The sequence below is a fragment of the Megasphaera stantonii genome, assembly GCF_003367905.1.
Lineage (GTDB): Bacteria > Bacillota > Negativicutes > Veillonellales > Megasphaeraceae > Megasphaera > Megasphaera stantonii.
This window is the reverse complement of the sequence record NZ_CP029462.1, coordinates 240,752-257,854: the sequence shown is the minus strand read 5'-3', so window position 1 is coordinate 257,854 and position 17,103 is coordinate 240,752. Positions and strand designations below refer to the sequence as shown.

The 17,103-nt window shown below is 48.7% G+C and carries 18 protein-coding genes; 11 read left to right on the top strand and 7 right to left on the bottom strand.

Annotated elements, in window-relative coordinates:
- Window positions 1-47: 47 nt before the first annotated feature.
- The 11 genes from DKB62_RS01200 (at window position 48) to DKB62_RS01155 (ending at window position 10,967) form a co-directional block, all read left to right on the top strand.
- Entirely contained in the window at window positions 48-2,033 is a 1,986-nt protein-coding gene (locus DKB62_RS01200; RefSeq protein WP_232818750.1) for a MobA/MobL family protein, read from the top strand.
- A gap of 9 nt (window positions 2,034-2,042) precedes the next feature.
- Window positions 2,043-2,267, top strand: a complete 225-nt coding sequence (locus DKB62_RS01195; RefSeq protein ID WP_157949656.1) for a hypothetical protein — start codon at window positions 2,043-2,045, stop codon at window positions 2,265-2,267.
- Window positions 2,254-2,475 carry a helix-turn-helix domain-containing protein gene (locus tag DKB62_RS01190; RefSeq protein ID WP_107195589.1) on the top strand — a complete coding sequence of 74 codons (222 nt, stop codon included), beginning with the start codon at window positions 2,254-2,256 and terminating at the stop codon, window positions 2,473-2,475. Before DKB62_RS01195 ends, DKB62_RS01190 begins: the two co-directional genes overlap by 14 nt.
- A 63-nt stretch (window positions 2,476-2,538) precedes the next feature.
- A complete protein-coding gene (locus DKB62_RS01185; RefSeq protein WP_232818751.1) occupies window positions 2,539-4,026 on the top strand; it encodes an Eco57I restriction-modification methylase domain-containing protein in 1,488 nt (495 codons plus the stop codon).
- Window positions 4,023-4,940, top strand: a complete 918-nt coding sequence (locus DKB62_RS01180) for a BsuBI/PstI family type II restriction endonuclease (protein WP_107195590.1) — start codon at window positions 4,023-4,025, stop codon at window positions 4,938-4,940. The genes DKB62_RS01185 and DKB62_RS01180 overlap by 4 nt, the downstream gene beginning before the upstream one ends.
- Window positions 4,941-4,966: 26 nt before the next feature.
- Window positions 4,967-5,881, top strand: coding sequence for a metallophosphoesterase family protein (locus tag DKB62_RS01175; protein WP_107195591.1), 915 nt, complete (start codon window positions 4,967-4,969; stop codon window positions 5,879-5,881).
- Window positions 5,882-5,954: 73 nt separating this feature from the next.
- Window positions 5,955-6,200 carry a hypothetical protein gene (locus tag DKB62_RS01170; protein WP_107195592.1) on the top strand — a complete coding sequence of 82 codons (246 nt, stop codon included), beginning with the start codon at window positions 5,955-5,957 and terminating at the stop codon, window positions 6,198-6,200.
- A 77-nt stretch (window positions 6,201-6,277) separates the two neighbouring features.
- Window positions 6,278-6,499 carry a hypothetical protein gene (locus DKB62_RS12465; protein WP_157949657.1) on the top strand — a complete coding sequence of 74 codons (222 nt, stop codon included), beginning with the start codon at window positions 6,278-6,280 and terminating at the stop codon, window positions 6,497-6,499.
- Between the two features lie 177 nt (window positions 6,500-6,676).
- A complete protein-coding gene (locus DKB62_RS01165; RefSeq protein ID WP_107195594.1) occupies window positions 6,677-7,534 on the top strand; it encodes a helix-turn-helix domain-containing protein in 858 nt (285 codons plus the stop codon).
- Window positions 7,535-7,746: 212 nt separating this feature from the next.
- Window positions 7,747-9,435, top strand: a complete 1,689-nt coding sequence (locus tag DKB62_RS01160; RefSeq protein WP_107195595.1) for a ShlB/FhaC/HecB family hemolysin secretion/activation protein — start codon at window positions 7,747-7,749, stop codon at window positions 9,433-9,435.
- A 173-nt stretch (window positions 9,436-9,608) separates the two neighbouring features.
- Window positions 9,609-10,967 (top strand): filamentous hemagglutinin N-terminal domain-containing protein, encoded by a 1,359-nt coding sequence (locus DKB62_RS01155; RefSeq protein ID WP_107195596.1) that lies wholly within the window; start codon window positions 9,609-9,611, stop codon window positions 10,965-10,967.
- A gap of 55 nt (window positions 10,968-11,022) precedes the next feature.
- Here DKB62_RS01155 and DKB62_RS01150 read toward each other — a convergent pair whose 3' ends face one another.
- The 7 genes from DKB62_RS01150 to DKB62_RS01115 form a co-directional block, all read right to left on the bottom strand.
- Complete coding sequence (locus DKB62_RS01150; protein ID WP_107195597.1) at window positions 11,023-12,639, bottom strand: recombinase family protein; 1,617 nt, start codon at window positions 12,637-12,639, stop codon at window positions 11,023-11,025.
- A 111-nt stretch (window positions 12,640-12,750) separates the two neighbouring features.
- Window positions 12,751-12,939 carry a transposon-encoded TnpW family protein gene (locus DKB62_RS01145; protein ID WP_002571011.1) on the bottom strand — a complete coding sequence of 63 codons (189 nt, stop codon included), beginning with the start codon at window positions 12,937-12,939 and terminating at the stop codon, window positions 12,751-12,753.
- Between the two features lie 15 nt (window positions 12,940-12,954).
- The gene (locus DKB62_RS01140) at window positions 12,955-13,797 is read right to left on the bottom strand and encodes an ATP-binding protein (RefSeq protein WP_107195598.1); all 843 of its coding nucleotides are present in this window, start codon (window positions 13,795-13,797) and stop codon (window positions 12,955-12,957) included.
- Window positions 13,794-14,552 carry a phage replisome organizer N-terminal domain-containing protein gene (locus tag DKB62_RS01135; protein ID WP_087284433.1) on the bottom strand — a complete coding sequence of 253 codons (759 nt, stop codon included), beginning with the start codon at window positions 14,550-14,552 and terminating at the stop codon, window positions 13,794-13,796. The genes DKB62_RS01140 and DKB62_RS01135 overlap by 4 nt, the downstream gene beginning before the upstream one ends.
- Window positions 14,553-14,664: 112 nt before the next feature.
- Window positions 14,665-15,051 (bottom strand): cysteine-rich VLP domain-containing protein, encoded by a 387-nt coding sequence (locus DKB62_RS01125; RefSeq protein WP_002592656.1) that lies wholly within the window; start codon window positions 15,049-15,051, stop codon window positions 14,665-14,667.
- A complete protein-coding gene (locus DKB62_RS01120) occupies window positions 15,041-16,675 on the bottom strand; it encodes a relaxase/mobilization nuclease domain-containing protein (RefSeq protein ID WP_476738579.1) in 1,635 nt (544 codons plus the stop codon). The genes DKB62_RS01125 and DKB62_RS01120 overlap by 11 nt, the downstream gene beginning before the upstream one ends.
- On the bottom strand, window positions 16,638-17,036 hold the full coding sequence (locus DKB62_RS01115; protein WP_107195600.1) for a plasmid mobilization protein: 399 nt from the start codon (window positions 17,034-17,036) through the stop codon (window positions 16,638-16,640). The genes DKB62_RS01120 and DKB62_RS01115 overlap by 38 nt, the downstream gene beginning before the upstream one ends.
- Between the last annotated feature and the right edge of the window lie 67 nt (window positions 17,037-17,103).

Sequence of the window (17,103 nt, the reverse complement as noted above, 5' to 3'; positions counted from 1 at the left end):
ATTATTTTTCGAATACACCCCACGCAACGCGCGCGGATGGTACAAAAGTGAATACAGTAGCGCACTACGAATATATTTGCCGGGAAGGCAGCTATGCCAACATGAAGGGCCGTGAAGAAGACTTGGTATTTTCTCGCAGCGGGAATATGCCGGACTGGGCAGCTCATGCCGGCCAGTTCTGGCAAACGGCTGAGGAAAAACGCCAGGCAAACGGCCGTGCATACCGGGAAATCCGCTTAGCACTACAGGAAGAGCTGTCCCTTGCTGACAATATCGCCTTGGTGGAAGAATTTTTAGATAAGACCGGTATAGGTAAACGTCATGCCTTTTCCTATGCCGTGCATGATAAAACGGCGGCCTTCGATAAAGACCACCGTAATATTCATGTGCACATCATGTTCTGTGAAAAAACGATTGAAGTAGACCGGTCGCTGGGACCGGACATGTATTTTAAGCATTATTATCTGGATCAGCAAGGGCATCCGTGTGCCGGATACCGCGCGGACCGGTACTATCAGTCTGTTCAGGGAACACGTGCTATGCGTAAACTGTGGGCTGACATGGTAAATGCGAGATTCAAGGCTGCCGGTATGGAGATTTCGGTTTCGGAAAAATCCCTTCAGGCGCAGCGCGACGATTTGATAGAGCAGGGCCGCCATGACGAAGCAGCCCTCCTGGACCGGATACCGGCGCCCCATTTGGGGGATGCGTACCGGAATCCAAAGACTTTGGAAAAAATCCGCGAGCGGGAACGGGAAATAGAGTCCCAGTGTGATGACCCGACTTGTACAGCCGATGAAATGGACGAGACGGATCAGCCGGAGTCGGTTGCCGAGCAGAAGATTGTCATGTTTGCCACCGACGCTGTACTGCGCAAGGTCATCGCTGAAATCCGGCGGGAGCAGGAACGTATCCGCCGGGAAGAAATCCGTGAACGGGAAGCTCTCATTGCCGAATCGTTGGATGAACAGGCTGCGGAAGAATTGGAAGCCCAGCCGGTTACGGTGACGGCTGCTGACGTATATGATGCGCTGCTGGAAAAGAAGGAGGCGTTTGCCCAAAAAGAAGCCCGGTATCTTGCCGAGTACAAGCAGCTGCAGAAGCAGATGGTTGCCAAAGACAATATGTGGCCCATGGCGATTGAAAAGGTCATTGGCAAGGGGTACTGGAATACGGTTAGACAACACAAGCGTTTGGAAGAGCAGATTCAGCCCGTTGCGGACGAATATTACAAGCTGGCCCGTGATCGCAACGTCAATGAAGAACTGCGAACGCAATATGCTCAGCTGATACGCCGGAAACAGGCTGCAGAAGCAGATATCCAGCGATATAAGGGAGAGATACAAGCCAATAGGGAGGCGATTGAGAAGGTTGTCGCAGAGTTTAAGCAAACCAATGAGCAAGTGCTGGCTCAGGGGAAAAAAATATATCGCCAGGTTATGATGGCCCGGAAACAGAAAAAGCTCTTTGCCGGCAAGGCAGAAGAGCTAAAGAAGAATGTCCCGATGGATCACTTATATTATTGTGACAGCCTGCATAACGTGGTACTGCGCAGTTCGCAAATTGAGGGGCGCAAGGCCGTTAAAGATTGCCATATTTGTGCGCATAAAGGCCGAGCGTATGCCGTCATTGACGACCTCAAATTGGAGCCGGGAAAGATAGAGCGGGCAGGCGCCGTTATGGTAGGTGATACGATGAACAAAGGGCAGGCGCGCTTGTACATGGTAACGGTGCAGCCATCGGATCATCTGCAGGGCTTTGATATAACCGACGTAGAAAAAACAGACGGAAAAGTACGTATGTATGGTATCCGTCAGAATGAGGCGGTTATGGAGCCCGGAGGCAAGGCTGCACGGAATGTGCATCTAAAGCGCCATGCAGAGTTTACGGATAAGCTGAATCACATGCTGCAGAAAGCTGTGGATGATACGAAAGCCCGGTACCATGCATGGTGGGATGACAGCGATCCGCACCAAAAGAAAAACGAAGCCGAACGGGTAGAAGAAGAAATGTATAAGGGTTGGAGTTTATAGAGAGGTGATATGATGGAACCGTGTAAAATTAGACTGACAGAGGAAGAAAAAAGCATTATACGAACACTGGGGCATAGTCGTCTGACAGAAGAGTATCTGAGCCACTGGCTGAATCGTCATGACTATGTACAAATCAATGCGCCGGCCGCGTTGATCTCGATGGAAGCCAGAGGTTTTTACGAAGCCGTTTTATGTATTGCCGCGCTTGGGGGCTTGCCGCATGTTAAAAAATGAAATTGGGCAGCGATTAAAGCGATGCCGGCTAAAACGAAAGTATTCACAAGAACACATCGCAGCGGTTCTGAATTGTTCACAGGCAAGCTATGCATTGTACGAGTCAGGCAAGCGGATGATACCCATTGAAAAGTTAATTGTTCTTGCAAAATATTATAAGGTCAGCACAGATTATTTTCTGGGGATTAGGCTGCGGAATCTCAAATAGGGTATCTGGCAAACAGCTAGGCGTATGGTATAATAAAAAGATAAAATTACAGGAGTTGCTTTTATGAATATGCTTGACTATGTTGTTGACCAAACGGCAGAATATATTAATAGAATGCCGAAAGAAGAGCGAAAAAAATATGGTCAGTTTTTTACCAGCAAGGAATCGGCTATATTTATGGCATCGCTATTTCGTATACCTGAAAATATGCCAGAAGTTTATATTCTTGACCCGGGAGCCGGCTCTGGTATTTTATCCGTGGCGCTGCTTGAAAGACTGAATGAGATTCAATCTGTTACAGATATTCATTTAGTTTGCTACGAAAATGATGTAACTGTAGCTGAGCTACTGCAACATAATCTGGCATGGGTTTCTTCTCGATATCAGAAACATTTTACATACGAAATCGTAAATGATAATTACATTGTAAGCCAGCGAGAAGCATACAATGCTACCTTAAGTGATGGAGTGGCCGGACGGAAATTTGATTTTATCATTGGTAATCCTCCCTATAAAAAAATTAGCAAGGATGCCCCGGAAGCTGTTGCTATGCCGGATGTATGTTATGGAGCTCCTAATTTATATTTTTTATTCGCTTCTATGAGCCTGTTCAATTTAAAACATGATGGGGAAATGGTATATATCATCCCGCGTTCTTGGACTTCAGGCGCTTATTTTAGAAAGTTTAGACAAAAATTTTTAAAAGAAGCATCATTAGAGCATATTCACTTATTTATTAGCCGGGATAAAGTGTTTGAAAAAGAAAATGTACTTCAGGAAACTATCATCATTAAAGCAAAAAAGAATTCACTGCCATCTCATGAAATCGTGATTACGACATCAAAGAGTAATCATGATTTTAATGATAAAACCCTATTCAAAGCACCTTACACTACCGTTGTTCATGGCAAGGAAGATTATGTATATCTTGTAACCAATTCAAAAGACGTCGATACATTAAATGCGTTGCATAAATGGAATCAAACGTTGCCAGATATAGGGCTTAAAATGAAAACCGGCCTTACGGTAGATTTTAGAAATCGGGATGCATTACGAAATGAGGCAGAAGAGCATGCTGTTCCCTTGTTTTACTCGCAACATATTAAAAATGGGGAGGTTATCTTCCCTGCGGGAAAAGAACATGAATATATTGTGACGGAGCAAAGAGGCTTGCTTCAGGAAAATAAAAATTACTTGTTTGTAAAGCGATTTACCGCTAAAGAGGAACGGAGAAGGTTACAGTGCGGTATCTACTTATCGAAAAAATATCCGCAGTATGCTCAAATTAGTACGCAAAATAAACTTAATTTTATTGATGGTGTGAAAGCGTTATCTGAATGCCTGGTCTGTGGGCTGTATGTGTTGTTTAATTCGACACTATATGACTGCTATTACCGAATTTTAAACGGATCTACGCAGGTTAATTCTACGGAAATAAATTCTATGCCAGTACCGACGATTGATATAATTGAATCCATGGGTAAAAAGCTCATGACTGTACAGGATTTGTCTGAAGCGTCTTGCAACCATATTTTGAGGAGTTACATATGAGTAAATTGGAAGAAGCACAGGAAATTTTATCGTCTTTACATGTTCCGGTAAAACAGCAGAATATCGTGTGTTGCTGCGTATTACTAGCTATGGCAGGGATTCACGACAATGATAACTGGCAAAGTGCAACGAATCAATGGATTCGGATACACGATATGATTAGATTTTCCAATGATTTTTATGGTATGGAATATGCTGAAAATACGCGGGAAACTTTTCGTAAACATGCCTTACATCATTTTCGAAATGCTGCGTTTATTGAAGACAATGGAAAGGCAACAAACAGTCCCAATTATAGGTACCGCCTTACGGAAGAGATGCTTGGCTTGATTCGCAGTTATAGGTCTGATGATTGGGAAAAGAAGTTGAATAAATTTTTTAAAAATCATCAAACACTCATTTCCCTCTATGCATCTAAACGTACCATGCGAAAAATGCCGGTACGTATAAATAATAGTGATTTTACCTTTTCTCCAGGGAAGCACAATCAGCTGCAAAAAGCTATCCTGGAAGAATTTGCGCCCCGGTATGCACCGAATTGTATTTGTCTGTATGTTGGCGATACGACGAATAAAGATTTAGTGAAAAATGAAGCTAAATTGCGCGAATTGGGATTTGAAATCACTCTTCATGACAAAATGCCTGATGTCATTCTCTATCAAGAAGACCGTAACTGGTTATTCTTTGTAGAGGCAGTTACGTCTGTCGGTCCTATGGAACCTAAGCGGATACAGGAAATAGAAGAAATGACTAAACATGTCCAAGCGGGTAAGATTTTTGTAACTGCATTTTTAGATCGGAAAACGTATAAAAAGTTCTCAGATGTTCTTGCCTACGAAACGGAGGTTTGGACGGCCGATGAGCCAGAGCATATGATTCATCTGAATGGCGACAGATTTTTAGGTCCAAGATAATACTTAAAAAGTGTAAGGATGGTATTATGATTTACATAACAGGCGATATTCATGGAAATCCTTCCCGGTTAGAACCAGCCAGCCTTCGGGAACGAGGGCTGGCTATTGGAGCTCAAGATTATATTATCATTTGTGGGGATTTCGGCCTTATTTGGGGAGGTCGGCATGCACAGGAAACTGAACGATGGCTGCAGTGGTTGAGTGAACAGCCATTTACCACCTTATTTGTCGATGGAAATCATGAAAACTTTGATTTGCTTACGTCTTATCCAGTCATGGAATGGCAGGGCGGCAAGGTACACCAGATTCGGAATAACATATACCACCTCATGCGCGGAGAAATTTTTACGATAGACGGCAGCACCTTTTTTTGCCTGGGAGGAGCTAAAAGCGTTGATCAAGCTCGTCGGATACAGGGGATATCGTGGTGGCCGCAGGAAATACCAACGATTGATGAGTATAAACACGCTACCGAAAATCTAAAGAAAGTTGGTTGGGCCGTTGATTATGTCATAACCCATACCGCTCCGTCGAAGTGGAAAAATACGGCTGATTCCCTGCATGCTTATGACGGATGTCCTGTATCGCATATGCTTGACGCGTTGGAGGAAAAATTGACCTACAAGCGTTGGTTTTTTGGGCATCTGCACATCAATAAATATGGCAAAGATAGGAAAGATATATGGTTATATACAGATATTGTAAATTTAACTGGTGAAGCTGCTTCTCCATTGGCTATCTCGTTTGTAGAAAATTTATTGCCGGAAGGGCTGCAGCGATATTTAGCAGAATACAGGGAGCGAAATGCTGGTAAACAGGAAATACCAGATATGGAACGCCGGTATCTTAGAAGTGAAATCAATATTTACGTGCGACGGGGTACTGTAAGCCATGAAACATTAAAGCTGCTATGTGATGCTTATCATCTGCCATTATTTTAATTGTATTTTAATCCGGCTCTCATTTTTCTTACTGGTTTGGATGCTATAGTAAAAGAAAAAGGAGTTTAAAACTATGGCAGTCAATACAGTATGGGGAATGCTGAACCCTCAGGAGCGGAAAGAAGTTTTGGACGGAGCACATGTATTGGATATCATGGATAAGCCGGCAAAGTCCTATTGCAGCTTCTTGTTTTTGAATTATGAATTAAACTGCGGCGTTATTGGATACAGTTTGCCGGAATCTCATGAAATACATATCCCAGATCATGCTTTGGTTGTAGAGTTAAACAACAGCAGCTGCGTTGACCAAGTATGGTAATCATGCTATAGTTATGGCAATGGTTAAGTAGAAAATATTCATAGAAAACGTCCTAAAAATAATAATTGGAGGGATATGTGTTGAAAAATGCAGCTATCTTTGCTCCCAATGATACTATAGGATCTGCTTTAACAACATATGCAGAATCAGAAGGGTTTGCAAACTATCATGTATTTGCAGATAAGGCGGAGTTATTAGCCAATATAAGTGAATATAGTCATGTCATTACAGCAGAAAATATAGATGAAATTGCAGATACTACTGACCATTTGACGGTGCGAGTGATACATCTTACATAGTGAGAAAATACGATTAGGTAAGAGGCCTAATCGTATTTTTTAGGGAAAAAAATACTATCATATACAAAGACAGCCAGGAAAGGGTAAATAGTACGGCTATAGCCGCCCTTGCCTGGCTGTTTTGTATATGATACGGCCTTGCCGTCCTAAAAAACGCCAAAGGCAGGAGGAATCAGAATGAATGCAAAAAAGACTTTTATTAAAACAGCGAATAAGGCGGCAAGAGATTTTTATTTAGCAGAGAAGAAACCTGATGTAACTGAGTTGCGATGGATGGAAGTACAGGAACGGATAAGGCAAAACCTTGTACTGATACGGAACATGTATGGAATGAGCCAGAAACATTGCGCTGATTTATTGGGGCTAAATCCTAAATATGTCAATGCCATGGAAAATGGGAGGTATTATGCCAGTCTTCGGTGTGTATGGCTGTTTTCACAGATGTTTTATATTCCTATTGGCCTATTAGTAGAACATGAATGGGGGGAAGAGGAAAATCAAATTTGGGTAGAAGCCTTAATGAAAATTAGACAACTAAAGGAAAAGCACGGGCAAGTATATGAAACCATACGTCATAACTTAATGACTCTGCGTTACTATTATTGTCTGAACCAAAATGAAACAGCTGCTTTGCTTGGATTAAGCAATAGCTATATGTGGGCGCTTGAAAATGGTCGGTATCACATGTCGTTCCCTATTGCATATGCTGTATCACGATTGTTTAACATGACCATGGATGATTTCATTTACCATCGATTTAAAGAAGAAGACTTCAACCCCTTTGATTGGAATAGTCAACATTTAAATCCAATACCCAAAGAAGAATGGATGAAAGTAAATAAGGCTGCTGCAAGTAATATAAAGAAATTGCGAATAAAAAAGGGACTGTCCGTACAACAATTAGCAGATGCTATTGGGTATGGGAGAGATGCCATTTATAAAATGGAGCAGGGAAAAACCTTTTTAAGATTGTCGATAGTCATTGACTTGACACAGTATTTGAATATAGATATTGATAGTCTATTGAAAACATAAAATTACTAAGTATGTTCTCATTAGCATATATGTGCCAATTAATATATATAGGACCAATGTTTTTGATAAGAAATGCCCGATCACAATACTTGACTAAAAAACTACAAAAAAATGATTGAACATTTAAACTTGTCAGGCGTATAATGAAACTAACAGGAGGGGGGTACCCCTTTTAATTGAACGGATACAATTTCATTAGGAGATGATTGCGGATGAGCAAAACGAAGCGCCAGATAGCATTGGTTTGTAGTATGGTTTTGTTAGGGAGTGTGGCAGCGCAGGCTGCTTCTGTATCCCCGATGACGCAGCAGGAACAGTTGGAGCAAGCACGACTTGCTGATGAAGCGCGCAGCGAGCGGCTGCAGCGCCCGGGAAGGGTGGAAATCGAAGGTATCCCAGCGCTTGAAACGGCCATGCCGCCTGCTCCCGGAGGCCCATCTTTTTATATCCGCCAGATACGGCTGGAAGGTATGGAACCGGAGTTTCTTTTTCTTTATGAAAAAGTTGCCGACTATGAACACCGTGAGATGAATTTGGCTACAATTAACGAAGTTGCGCGTTCCCTCAACCAGATGTTATTGGATAGGGGATATGCGACCAGCCGTGTAATCATCCCGGAGCAGAAACTGGAACATGGCATGCTGAGCCTAGTTGTACAGCCTGGACGGATTCATAAATTTATTTACAGTAAGGACAGCTATGACATAACTTGGCGCACTGCGTTTCCCTGCCGTGAGGGAGATATATTGAATGTCCGTCAACTGGAACAAGGGATTGAACAAATGCAGGGGGTATCCTCACAGACTGTATCAATGCGTCTTCTTCCCGCCGCGAAAGCTGGTATGAGCGATATAGAGCTCACCGTTACACGGACGAAGCCGTTTCACGGATTACTTTCTGTAGACGATTCTGGTCTTTCCAGCACTGGACGCTTACAGTTAAACGCTAATATAGCTATAGACAGTCCGTTTTATGCCAATGATTTGCTGCAGGTCGGATTTAATGGTGATGGAGCTATGGATGGGTATGAACGGGGAACGCGGAGCCAGAGTATATATTATCGGATTCCCTATGGACGGGAATCCTTCTCCATTTCATACTACCGATATAAGTACCACCAGACCGTGCATAGTATTCCCTATGACTTCATCAGCGGCGGCGAAACAGATGTAACGACGTTGACCTGGGAACACCTCATGAGCCGGGATCAGCGAAGCAAGGCCAGTTTCGACGTGAGCCTTCGCAAACGAAACTCTCATAATTTCATCAATGATGTGGAAATCCCCATTCAGACGCTGCATACGACGGCGCTGGAAGTTGGGATATCTAAGGTGTTATACGGACAGAATTATACCGTGTATGGCCGCGTAGGTCATCGCATGGGCCTTGGCTGGTTCGGCGCCATGCCGGAAAATGACTATGCCGACGGGCCAAAAACGCGGTATCATATGTGGCTGTTTGACTTCGATTACCAACGTCCCTTCACAATGGGACACCGGCCGGCCATATATACGGCGTCCTTTCATGGGCAGTGGACCATGGCCGGCGACAAGCTGTACGGCGTAGATATGATTTCCATGGGCAACCGCTACACGGTGCGCGGTTTTGACGGCGAATATACCCTTATGAGTGAAAGCGGCTGGTACCTGCGCAATGAGCTGGCATCTTCTGTTCCAAAGCTTCACAGCGATATTTATATCGGTATCGATGTCGGCAAGGTATATGGCCCGAGCACGGAGGATCTGGTTGGAAAAAATATAGCCGGTGCTGTGCTGGGCATGCGAGGCAGCTTTTCTTCGGGGTTGTCATATGACGTATTTGCCGGGCTACCTATTTACAAGCCCGATGGCTATCATACCGAGCATGTGACCAGCGGTTTTACATTCAGCTGGCGCTTCTAATCATGGAGGGGGGTAACCTGACGTTGCGTCACGCGCCAGTTATCTTTTACCGTTTTATCATAAGAAGCATCTTCGAATGATGGAGGGGTACACACGATGTCTCGGTTCTGTCTAACAAGCTGATGGATATAATTTGGGTGGACTCATGGTAAAATAAAGAGGAGGAAACGCATATGAAATACAGGAAGAAACTTGCAAAGCGAGTAACAGCATGGCTGGTGTTAGGTTTATTTGGTATGGAATCTGCATTGGCAGTAGCCGCACCGATTTTGCCTGATACGAACGCACCGGCGTCCCGAAAGCCTTTAGTACAGCAGACGGCTAACGGCATTCCTCTCGTACAGATTGCCGGACCTTCTGCCGGCGGCGTGTCCATTAACCAGTACAGCAATTTTAATGTGCCGAAAGAAGGAGCGATTTTAAATAACTCCCATACGGTCGTCAACACCCAGCTGGCAGGCTATATCCAAGGGAACCCCAATATTGCCCGAGGCCAGGCCAAGATTATTGTCAATGAAGTTACCAGTACGAATCCAACAGCGCTGAACGGCTTTTTGGAAGTCGCAGGCGCCCGGGCCAGCGTCGTGATCGCCAACCCGAACGGCATTTCTGTGAACGGCGGCGGGTTTATCAATACGGCCCAGGCCATGCTGACAACGGGCAAGCCGGTGTATGACAGTAGCAACAACCTGTCCCGCCTGCATATTACCGGCGGAACCGTATCTATCAATGGCAACGGTCTGGATGCCTCGCAAACGGACAGCGTGGATATTCTGGCCCGTGCCGTAGAAGTGAATGCCGGCGTATGGGCAAATCAGGCCAACGTGATTACCGGGGCGAATGATGTGAACTATGCCGATTTAAAAGCTACAGCTATTGCAGGTCAAGGAGAACAGCCTGCTGTTGCCTTGGATGTGGCGGCTATCGGAGGTATGTATGCCAATAAGATTACGTTAGTTGGCACGGAAAAGGGTTTGGGTGTAAACGTAGCCGGTACGGTGTCGGCTACTCAGGCCTTAGCCCTCGATAACGACGGCAGCCTGCATATTACCAAGACCGGGGCCATGTACAGTGATGATACGCTTTCTGTGCATACAACAGGGAACGTTTTAAATGAACAAACCCTTGCCAGCGGCGGCCATGCCGTCATTCACGCCGAACAAGGGCTTACCAATACGGCAGTAGTGGGCGCCGGTGTCAGCAGGGACGGCAGGATCGAGAAAACAGGAACGCTGACACTCCATGCGCCTGTGATTACCAATGACAAGGCTCAAATTGTCAGCGATGGAGATTTGACGGTTGCGGCGGATCGCATATCCAGTAAAAGCGGTGAGTTCTCGTCCCAGGCCAATGCCAGCCTTATTGTCACTAATGAGTTGATTACTGATACAGGCAAGGTGACCGCCGTAGGGAATCTGGCAATAGATGCCGGTTCCATGCCATTGACAGGGATTATTGCCAGCGGCAGCGATATGTCGGTTACAACCCGTGATTCTTTACTGATGTGCGATAAAGAAGTAATAGAAGTGTAAAAAATTTTGCCGTTCCTATCCGGCACTTGGCCATTGTGTCGGATAGGTCGGACGGTTATTCCGGCAAATCAATCTTGCCGACAAAGCTGTAATAAATCTCAATGTCCTGCCTGCGGGTGCCGTTCTCGTCATAGCTGCACTCATGCACAACGATTTTTTCAATCATTTCCCGCAAGAGGGTGGGGGTAAGTTCCTCAAAGGCAAGGTGCTTTCGGACAATCCCCATAAACTTTTCCGCGTTGACGGTGGCGGCCTGCGACTTGTCCAGTTCGGCCTGCAAAGCGGCGGCGCGGTCTTTCAGTTCCCGCTGTTCCTGCTCATAGTCTGCCGACAGTTCCATGAAACGCTCGTCGCTGATTTTGCCGTTCACATTGTCCTCATACAGCCGCTTGATAATGCGGTTCACTTCGGCAATGCGCTCCTGCGCCTGTTCAAGCTGCTTGGTGGCTGCGGCGGTCTTTCTCTTGCCGCCGATCTCGTTCTGCTGGATAAGCAGCTTCACAAAGCGGCTCTCATGCCTGGCGGCGTATTCCGTCACTTGCCGGAGATTGGAGAGGACACCGGCGGTCAACAGGTCGGTGCGGATAAAGTGTGCCGTACAGTCGCGGGTGCGCTTCTTGTAGCTGCCGCAGATGTAACAGTCCTGCTTGCGGTTCTTGTTCTGATACCGCTGCTGATACATCACATGGCCGCAGTCGGCGCAGAACAGCATACCGGAGAACAGCCCCACTTCATCATAGCGGTTCGGGCGTTTGCGCTGCTTGCGTAACTCCTGCACGCGCTCCCATGTTTCCGTGTCGATAATCGGCTCATGGTGGTTCGGGAAAATGGCCTGCTTCTCCACGGGGTTCTCTACACTGTGTTTGACCTTGTAAGAGGGCTTCTCCGTCTTGAAGTTTACCAGACAGCCGGTGTACTCCCGGTTTTCGAGGATATGAACGACGGTGTTCGTCGCCCATTTGCACTCATAGCCGGGGTGGTAGCGGCGTGTGCTGCCCGTCCTGCGGTATTCCAGCGTCCCCGGCGTGGGGATTTGCTGCTCCGTAAGCATACGGGCAATCTTGGTCGGGCCATTCCCGGCAAGGCAAAGCTGGTATATCTGCTGGACAACCGGCGCGGTTTCCTCGTCAACGAGATAGTTCTCGTCCTCGTCCATGAGATAGCCATATACCGGCTTGCTGGTAACAGGCTTTCCACTCATGCCTTTTGCTCGTTTTACTGCTTTGATTTTCTTGCTCGTATCTCTCACCAGCCATTCGTTGAACAGATTTCGCAGAGGGGTAAAATCGTTGTCCATGCCGCCGTTTGCGCTGTCCACATTATCGTTGACAGCGATAAAACGCACTCCCTTTTGAGGGAACAGCATTTCCGTGTAAAACCCTACCTGCAAGTAGTTTCGCCCTAACCGGCTCATGTCCTTGACGATGACCGTACCCACTTTCCCGGCCTCAATGTCTGCAAGCATGGCTTGAAAACCGGGGCGCTGGAAGTTTGCTCCGGAAAAGCCGTCGTCGGTGTACCAGCGCAGATTGGTAAAGCCGTTCTGCTTGGCGTAGGTTTCCAAAATCCTTTTCTGGTTCGATATGGAATTACTCTCACCTTGCAATTCGTCCTCATGGGACAATCTCGGATAAAGGGCGGTAATGAGGTTTTGGGTGGCTTGTCTTAACATAAAATCCTCTGTTTCCGACAGCCAGCCCCACTATTCCGTGGTTTCATTGTACCACGGAACAGGGCTGGTTGTATAGCGGCAAAAGTGTCAAATCCGCTTCTTTACAGCTTGTCAAATCGCCGGTTTTTGTGTAGCAGCGGCTTCCGCTTCCAGTACCCGCGCCATTTTGTCGGCGGCGGTGGTCGTGGTGTCTTTCTTGAAATAGCCGGACACGACAAGGACGGAATTGCCCATGCGGATTTCCGTCACGCAGTCGGGGCGGCGGGCGGTGCGGGTGTCGTGCTGCTTGTTATCTGTCATAGGCAAATACTCCTTTCAGTCGGCAATCAGTTTCTTCATGCTCTCCATTTTCCGCTGTGCGGTTTCCTGCCGGAAATTCTCGCCGGTAAAGCGTACCGGGACGCACATGGAAAGCAGGCGGTCATAAATCCGGGAATGGGCGGTGTCCTCCGGGTTTCGCAGGTCGTCCAGCGTGAGGTTGGTCGTGACGATCAGCGGCTTGCCGCTGCGGTAACGGCTGTCAATCACATTGAAAACCTGTTCCAGCCCGTATTCTGTCCCGCGCTCCATGCCGAAGTCGTCAAGGATAAGCAGCGGATAGCGGCAAAGGTGGGAAATGTACTCGTTGCGGTTCTCAAAGCTGGCGGCAAGGTCGTTGAGGATAAGGGCAAAGTTTGTCATGTGGACGGGGATTTCTTTCTCCATGAGGGCGTTTGCGATACAGCCCGCAAGGTAGCTTTTCCCGGTTCCCACGCCGCCCCAGAACAGGCAGCCGATATTGTCGGTTCGCATATCCTCCCAGTGTTCCACATACCGGCGGGCAATCCCGGCCTGCGGGTTCCTGCCGTTGTCGTTCTCAAAAGTCCAGTCCCGCATGGTGGGGTCGGTAAAGCCCCGGCGTTTCAGTTCTTCCACGGTGTCAAGGTGCCTGCGCCGCTTCTCGGCGGCCTCCCGTTCCTCGCGGGCGGCTCTCTGGCAGTCGCACTCTGCCGGGTGGCGGTCACGGCCAAAGATAGCGGCCTTATCCGGCGCAAAATAGGCTTCTTTCGGCTTATGGCACTTGCCGCAGTACAGTAAACCATCCTCGCCGGTGTAGTCCTCCGGCTCCGGGGTGGCAGCCGTCATATTCTCCAAAACAGCGTTGATTTCGTTCTTCATAAACTCTCGCCCTCCTTGCATGAGTAGTCTGGTATGCCCTTTTTCGGGGATTTCCTGGCTGCGTCCTCCTGCGCCCATTTGTAGATTGTGGCGGCATGGCTGCGGTATCGCTTGCCGCTGGACGCGATATGGCAGGATAGCCGGTCAATGTAATAGTTCCATTTGTCGGGCAGGTCTGCTTTCAGCCCGTCCAGTTCTGATTGCGAAAGAAAGACATTTTCATATCGGCCATAGGCGGCGCGGGCAGGCTGTCCCGTATCTAACTCTCGCTCTCTCTCTTTTTCTATCTCTATCTCTTTCTCTATCTCTATCTCTGGTGGACAAATGTCCGCTTGATATGGTGGACATTTGTCCGCCCCGGCCTTTGGCAAGGCTTTCTGCTCCTGCAAAGCCAGCCTTGCCCGCCGTTTCCGCTCCCCCTCGGTAGAGGATTGGCCGATAAGCAGTTCAATGTTGCTCATATACAACGCGCCGTTCTGTAACGGCTCCACAAGCCCCAGCTTCATAAAAATCTGCAAGGCTCGCTCTACGGTGCCAACTTGCTGGCGGGTAATGGTGGCAATCATCTGCGCGGTGTAGGGAATATTTTCATCAAGCTGCAACTTCCCGCCGTTTTTCAGCGATTTCAGGTACAGTTTCAAGAGAATGTTGGAATAGAGGATGCCGTCCTGCATACTTTCCAGCAGCACGATAGCGTCCTCGTCAAAGTAATTCTCTTTCAGCTTGAGGTAGTAGTATTTTCGGTTGTCTGACATGGTTCCTCCTTTGGGTGGATTTGGGGCGTTTGTACGCATTTAGAACGCCGTTTCCGGGGGAAAAGGATAAATGTATCGCACACCCTTTGACACCCACGAAAAAAGCCTTAATTTATGCGGGTTTGAAAGGCTCTAAAGCGTGACATCTCTGCCTTTGTTTCCGCTTTCTCTCGGCGGCTTTGATTTTCTTCATGCGTCCGGCGCAGTCGGGGCAGTATTTTCCCCGGTTGGATTTGGGGACAAATGCCGCGCCGCAGACCGCACACCGTTTCCGGCTTCCCCGGTACAAGAGGGCTGCGGCCAGCTCCCCGTCAAGGGGCAGGACCGCCACACGGAACCAGCGGCACATGAGGGAAAGGGAAATGCTCTGGACGCACACGCAAGGCTCCCCGTCGTCTAACAGCAGGCAGTTTCCCCCGTCGTAGTTACAGCACTCATGCACCAGCCGCCGCGCCCGCCGGTGCTGGCGGTAGTCCATGCGGGGCAGTTTATCGTTCATGGCTCTGCTCCTTTCTGCGGTGCGGTTCCTCCCGGCGCAAAATCTGGTCGATGTTCCGCTTGACGGTCTGCAACTCCTTGAACCGCTGTTTCTGTTCGTGATAGGTGTTATACAGGCCGTCTTTCTCGGAGATAAGCTGCTCGATCTCGGCCTGCAACGCTTTCCGGGCGGGCAGCTTGGTAATGCCATGCGCCTTGAAATACCGGGCGGCGGCTTCGGCTATGATAAAATCGCTCTCATTTGCCTGCCGGTAGGCGGCGCGGGCTTTCTCGGATTTCTGCGCTTTCAGCCCGTCGCGGGCGGGCTTGGTCTTGGCATAGGCAAGTACCTGTTGCTGCAACTCCTTTTTCCCTTGTAGCTTTGTTTCCAGCGTTTTCAACTTGCCGCTGGTCTGGCGCATTTCCTGATAGGCGGTATCAACGGCGGCTTCTAACTGCTCCGGGGAAGTGAAGCCGTATTCCTGATACACATTCAGCGTCGCGGCCATTTGTTTGAGGTTGTGCATGGTCGCCCAGCGTTCATAGCCCCGGCCTTTGCCCTCGGCCATTTTCTGCTCAATGTCCACAAGCCGCTGCACACCGTCCTGTTTCGGGGCGGTTTGTGGGACTTTTGTGGGCTGTATGCCGGTTTTCCCATGCCGGGGGTATTCGGGTATGGCTGCGGGCTTTTCTGCGGCTCTGGCGGCGTTCTGCTCCAAAACGGCAAAGACAGCGGCGCGGTCAAAGTCGTCACCCAGCTTTCGGGCGGTAATGGGCTTTGTCCTGTCCGGCGTGAGATAGGATAGCCGCCCCCGGCTCTCCTTGACGGCCACGCCCTCCCGCAGCAGCAGAGAGGAAAAGTCCTCGAATGAGGTCGCCGCAGACAGCGCGGCGCGTATGGTCTGCCGCAGCTTCTCCTTGTTCGTTTCAAACTTGGTCTGCCGGGGCGTGATACCGCCTGCAATCATGGGGGCGTTCTGCCTGTCCAGTGCGGCCTGTCCCTTTTTCTGCGCCCAATACTCCCGGTCTGTGACGCGGTTCTTGCTGCCGTTCAAGAGGTCGATTTGGTAAAGCCCCTCCCGGTGGCACATCTCCATGACTTCGGACTTGAAGTAGCGCAAGGCCGCGTCGGTACAGCGGTGCTTGCAACCGGCTTTCGTGTCGGCTGGCCTGTCCATGTAGGGCAGGAACGGCACTTCCTCAATCCGCAGGCTGTTAATGACGATATGCACATGGATATTTCCGCTGTGGTTATGCCCGTCCGGGTGGGTGCATACAAGGGCTTGGTGGCCGGGGAAATGCTCGGCGCAAAACTTCTCGCCCAACTCCTGCGCCCGGTCTACGGTCAAGCCGTTGTCCGGGCCGTCCCGTGGGTCAAAGCTGATGATATAGTGGTGGCTTTTCACATCTTCCCGCCGCTGGTTCTTCTCATAGCGGAGATTTGCTCGCATACAGGCAACGGCAAAATCCTCCCCGCCGCAGTTCAGCGTGGACAGCCGGTAGTCCTCGCGGGGGATAAGCCTGCCGGTTTCATCAAGGACGGGCTTCATGGTAAACTCGTCATGCTCGAAAAGCAGGTATTGTTCGGCGGCTCCGTAGTCGGCATTTTTAGAGTTGATATGCTTGAGTGTTGCCAACTGCGTCACCTACTTTCTGTAAGACTTCATACTTGAGGGCGGCAAGGTCGGCTATGGCGGCGCGTACCTCGCCGGAGAGGGCGTTATAGGGTGTGCCGTACTCATTCAGATACCGGGCAATCTGATTGAGGTTGCCGCCGATCCTGCCGTACTCGGCGGTCAGCTTCCCGACAGCGGAGAGCAGTTCGTCATTGACCGCTGACACATGGATAACGGGGCGTATGGTGGTGCGCCGTATCGCCTGCCGGAGAAATTCCGACTGGCTGATACCATAGGGCGCAAGCCGCGCTGTGAAGTCGGCGTATTCATCTTCGGACAGCCGGGTTTTCACAACGCGGCTGCGGTGGGGTGTGTTGTATTTCTTTCGCATGGTCGTGACCTCCTTTCTTGCCGCATGAGCGCGGCGGGGATAAGCGGCGCAAGCCGCAAAGCAGGGT

Coding starts and splice junctions, on each gene's coding strand:
- DKB62_RS01195 (WP_157949656.1), top strand. CDS start 2,043: ATGATGGAACCGTGTAAAATTAGACTGACAGAGGAAGAAAAAAGCATT.
- DKB62_RS01190 (WP_107195589.1), top strand. CDS start 2,254: ATGTTAAAAAATGAAATTGGGCAGCGATTAAAGCGATGCCGGCTAAAA.
- DKB62_RS01185 (WP_232818751.1), top strand. CDS start 2,539: ATGAATATGCTTGACTATGTTGTTGACCAAACGGCAGAATATATTAAT.
- DKB62_RS01180 (WP_107195590.1), top strand. CDS start 4,023: ATGAGTAAATTGGAAGAAGCACAGGAAATTTTATCGTCTTTACATGTT.
- DKB62_RS01175 (WP_107195591.1), top strand. CDS start 4,967: ATGATTTACATAACAGGCGATATTCATGGAAATCCTTCCCGGTTAGAA.
- DKB62_RS01170 (WP_107195592.1), top strand. CDS start 5,955: ATGGCAGTCAATACAGTATGGGGAATGCTGAACCCTCAGGAGCGGAAA.
- DKB62_RS01165 (WP_107195594.1), top strand. CDS start 6,677: ATGAATGCAAAAAAGACTTTTATTAAAACAGCGAATAAGGCGGCAAGA.
- DKB62_RS01160 (WP_107195595.1), top strand. CDS start 7,747: ATGAGCAAAACGAAGCGCCAGATAGCATTGGTTTGTAGTATGGTTTTG.
- DKB62_RS01155 (WP_107195596.1), top strand. CDS start 9,609: ATGAAATACAGGAAGAAACTTGCAAAGCGAGTAACAGCATGGCTGGTG.
- DKB62_RS01150 (WP_107195597.1), bottom strand. CDS start 12,639: ATGTTAAGACAAGCCACCCAAAACCTCATTACCGCCCTTTATCCGAGA.
- DKB62_RS01145 (WP_002571011.1), bottom strand. CDS start 12,939: ATGACAGATAACAAGCAGCACGACACCCGCACCGCCCGCCGCCCCGAC.
- DKB62_RS01140 (WP_107195598.1), bottom strand. CDS start 13,797: ATGAAGAACGAAATCAACGCTGTTTTGGAGAATATGACGGCTGCCACC.
- DKB62_RS01135 (WP_087284433.1), bottom strand. CDS start 14,552: ATGTCAGACAACCGAAAATACTACTACCTCAAGCTGAAAGAGAATTAC.
- DKB62_RS01125 (WP_002592656.1), bottom strand. CDS start 15,051: ATGAACGATAAACTGCCCCGCATGGACTACCGCCAGCACCGGCGGGCG.
- DKB62_RS01115 (WP_107195600.1), bottom strand. CDS start 17,036: ATGCGAAAGAAATACAACACACCCCACCGCAGCCGCGTTGTGAAAACC.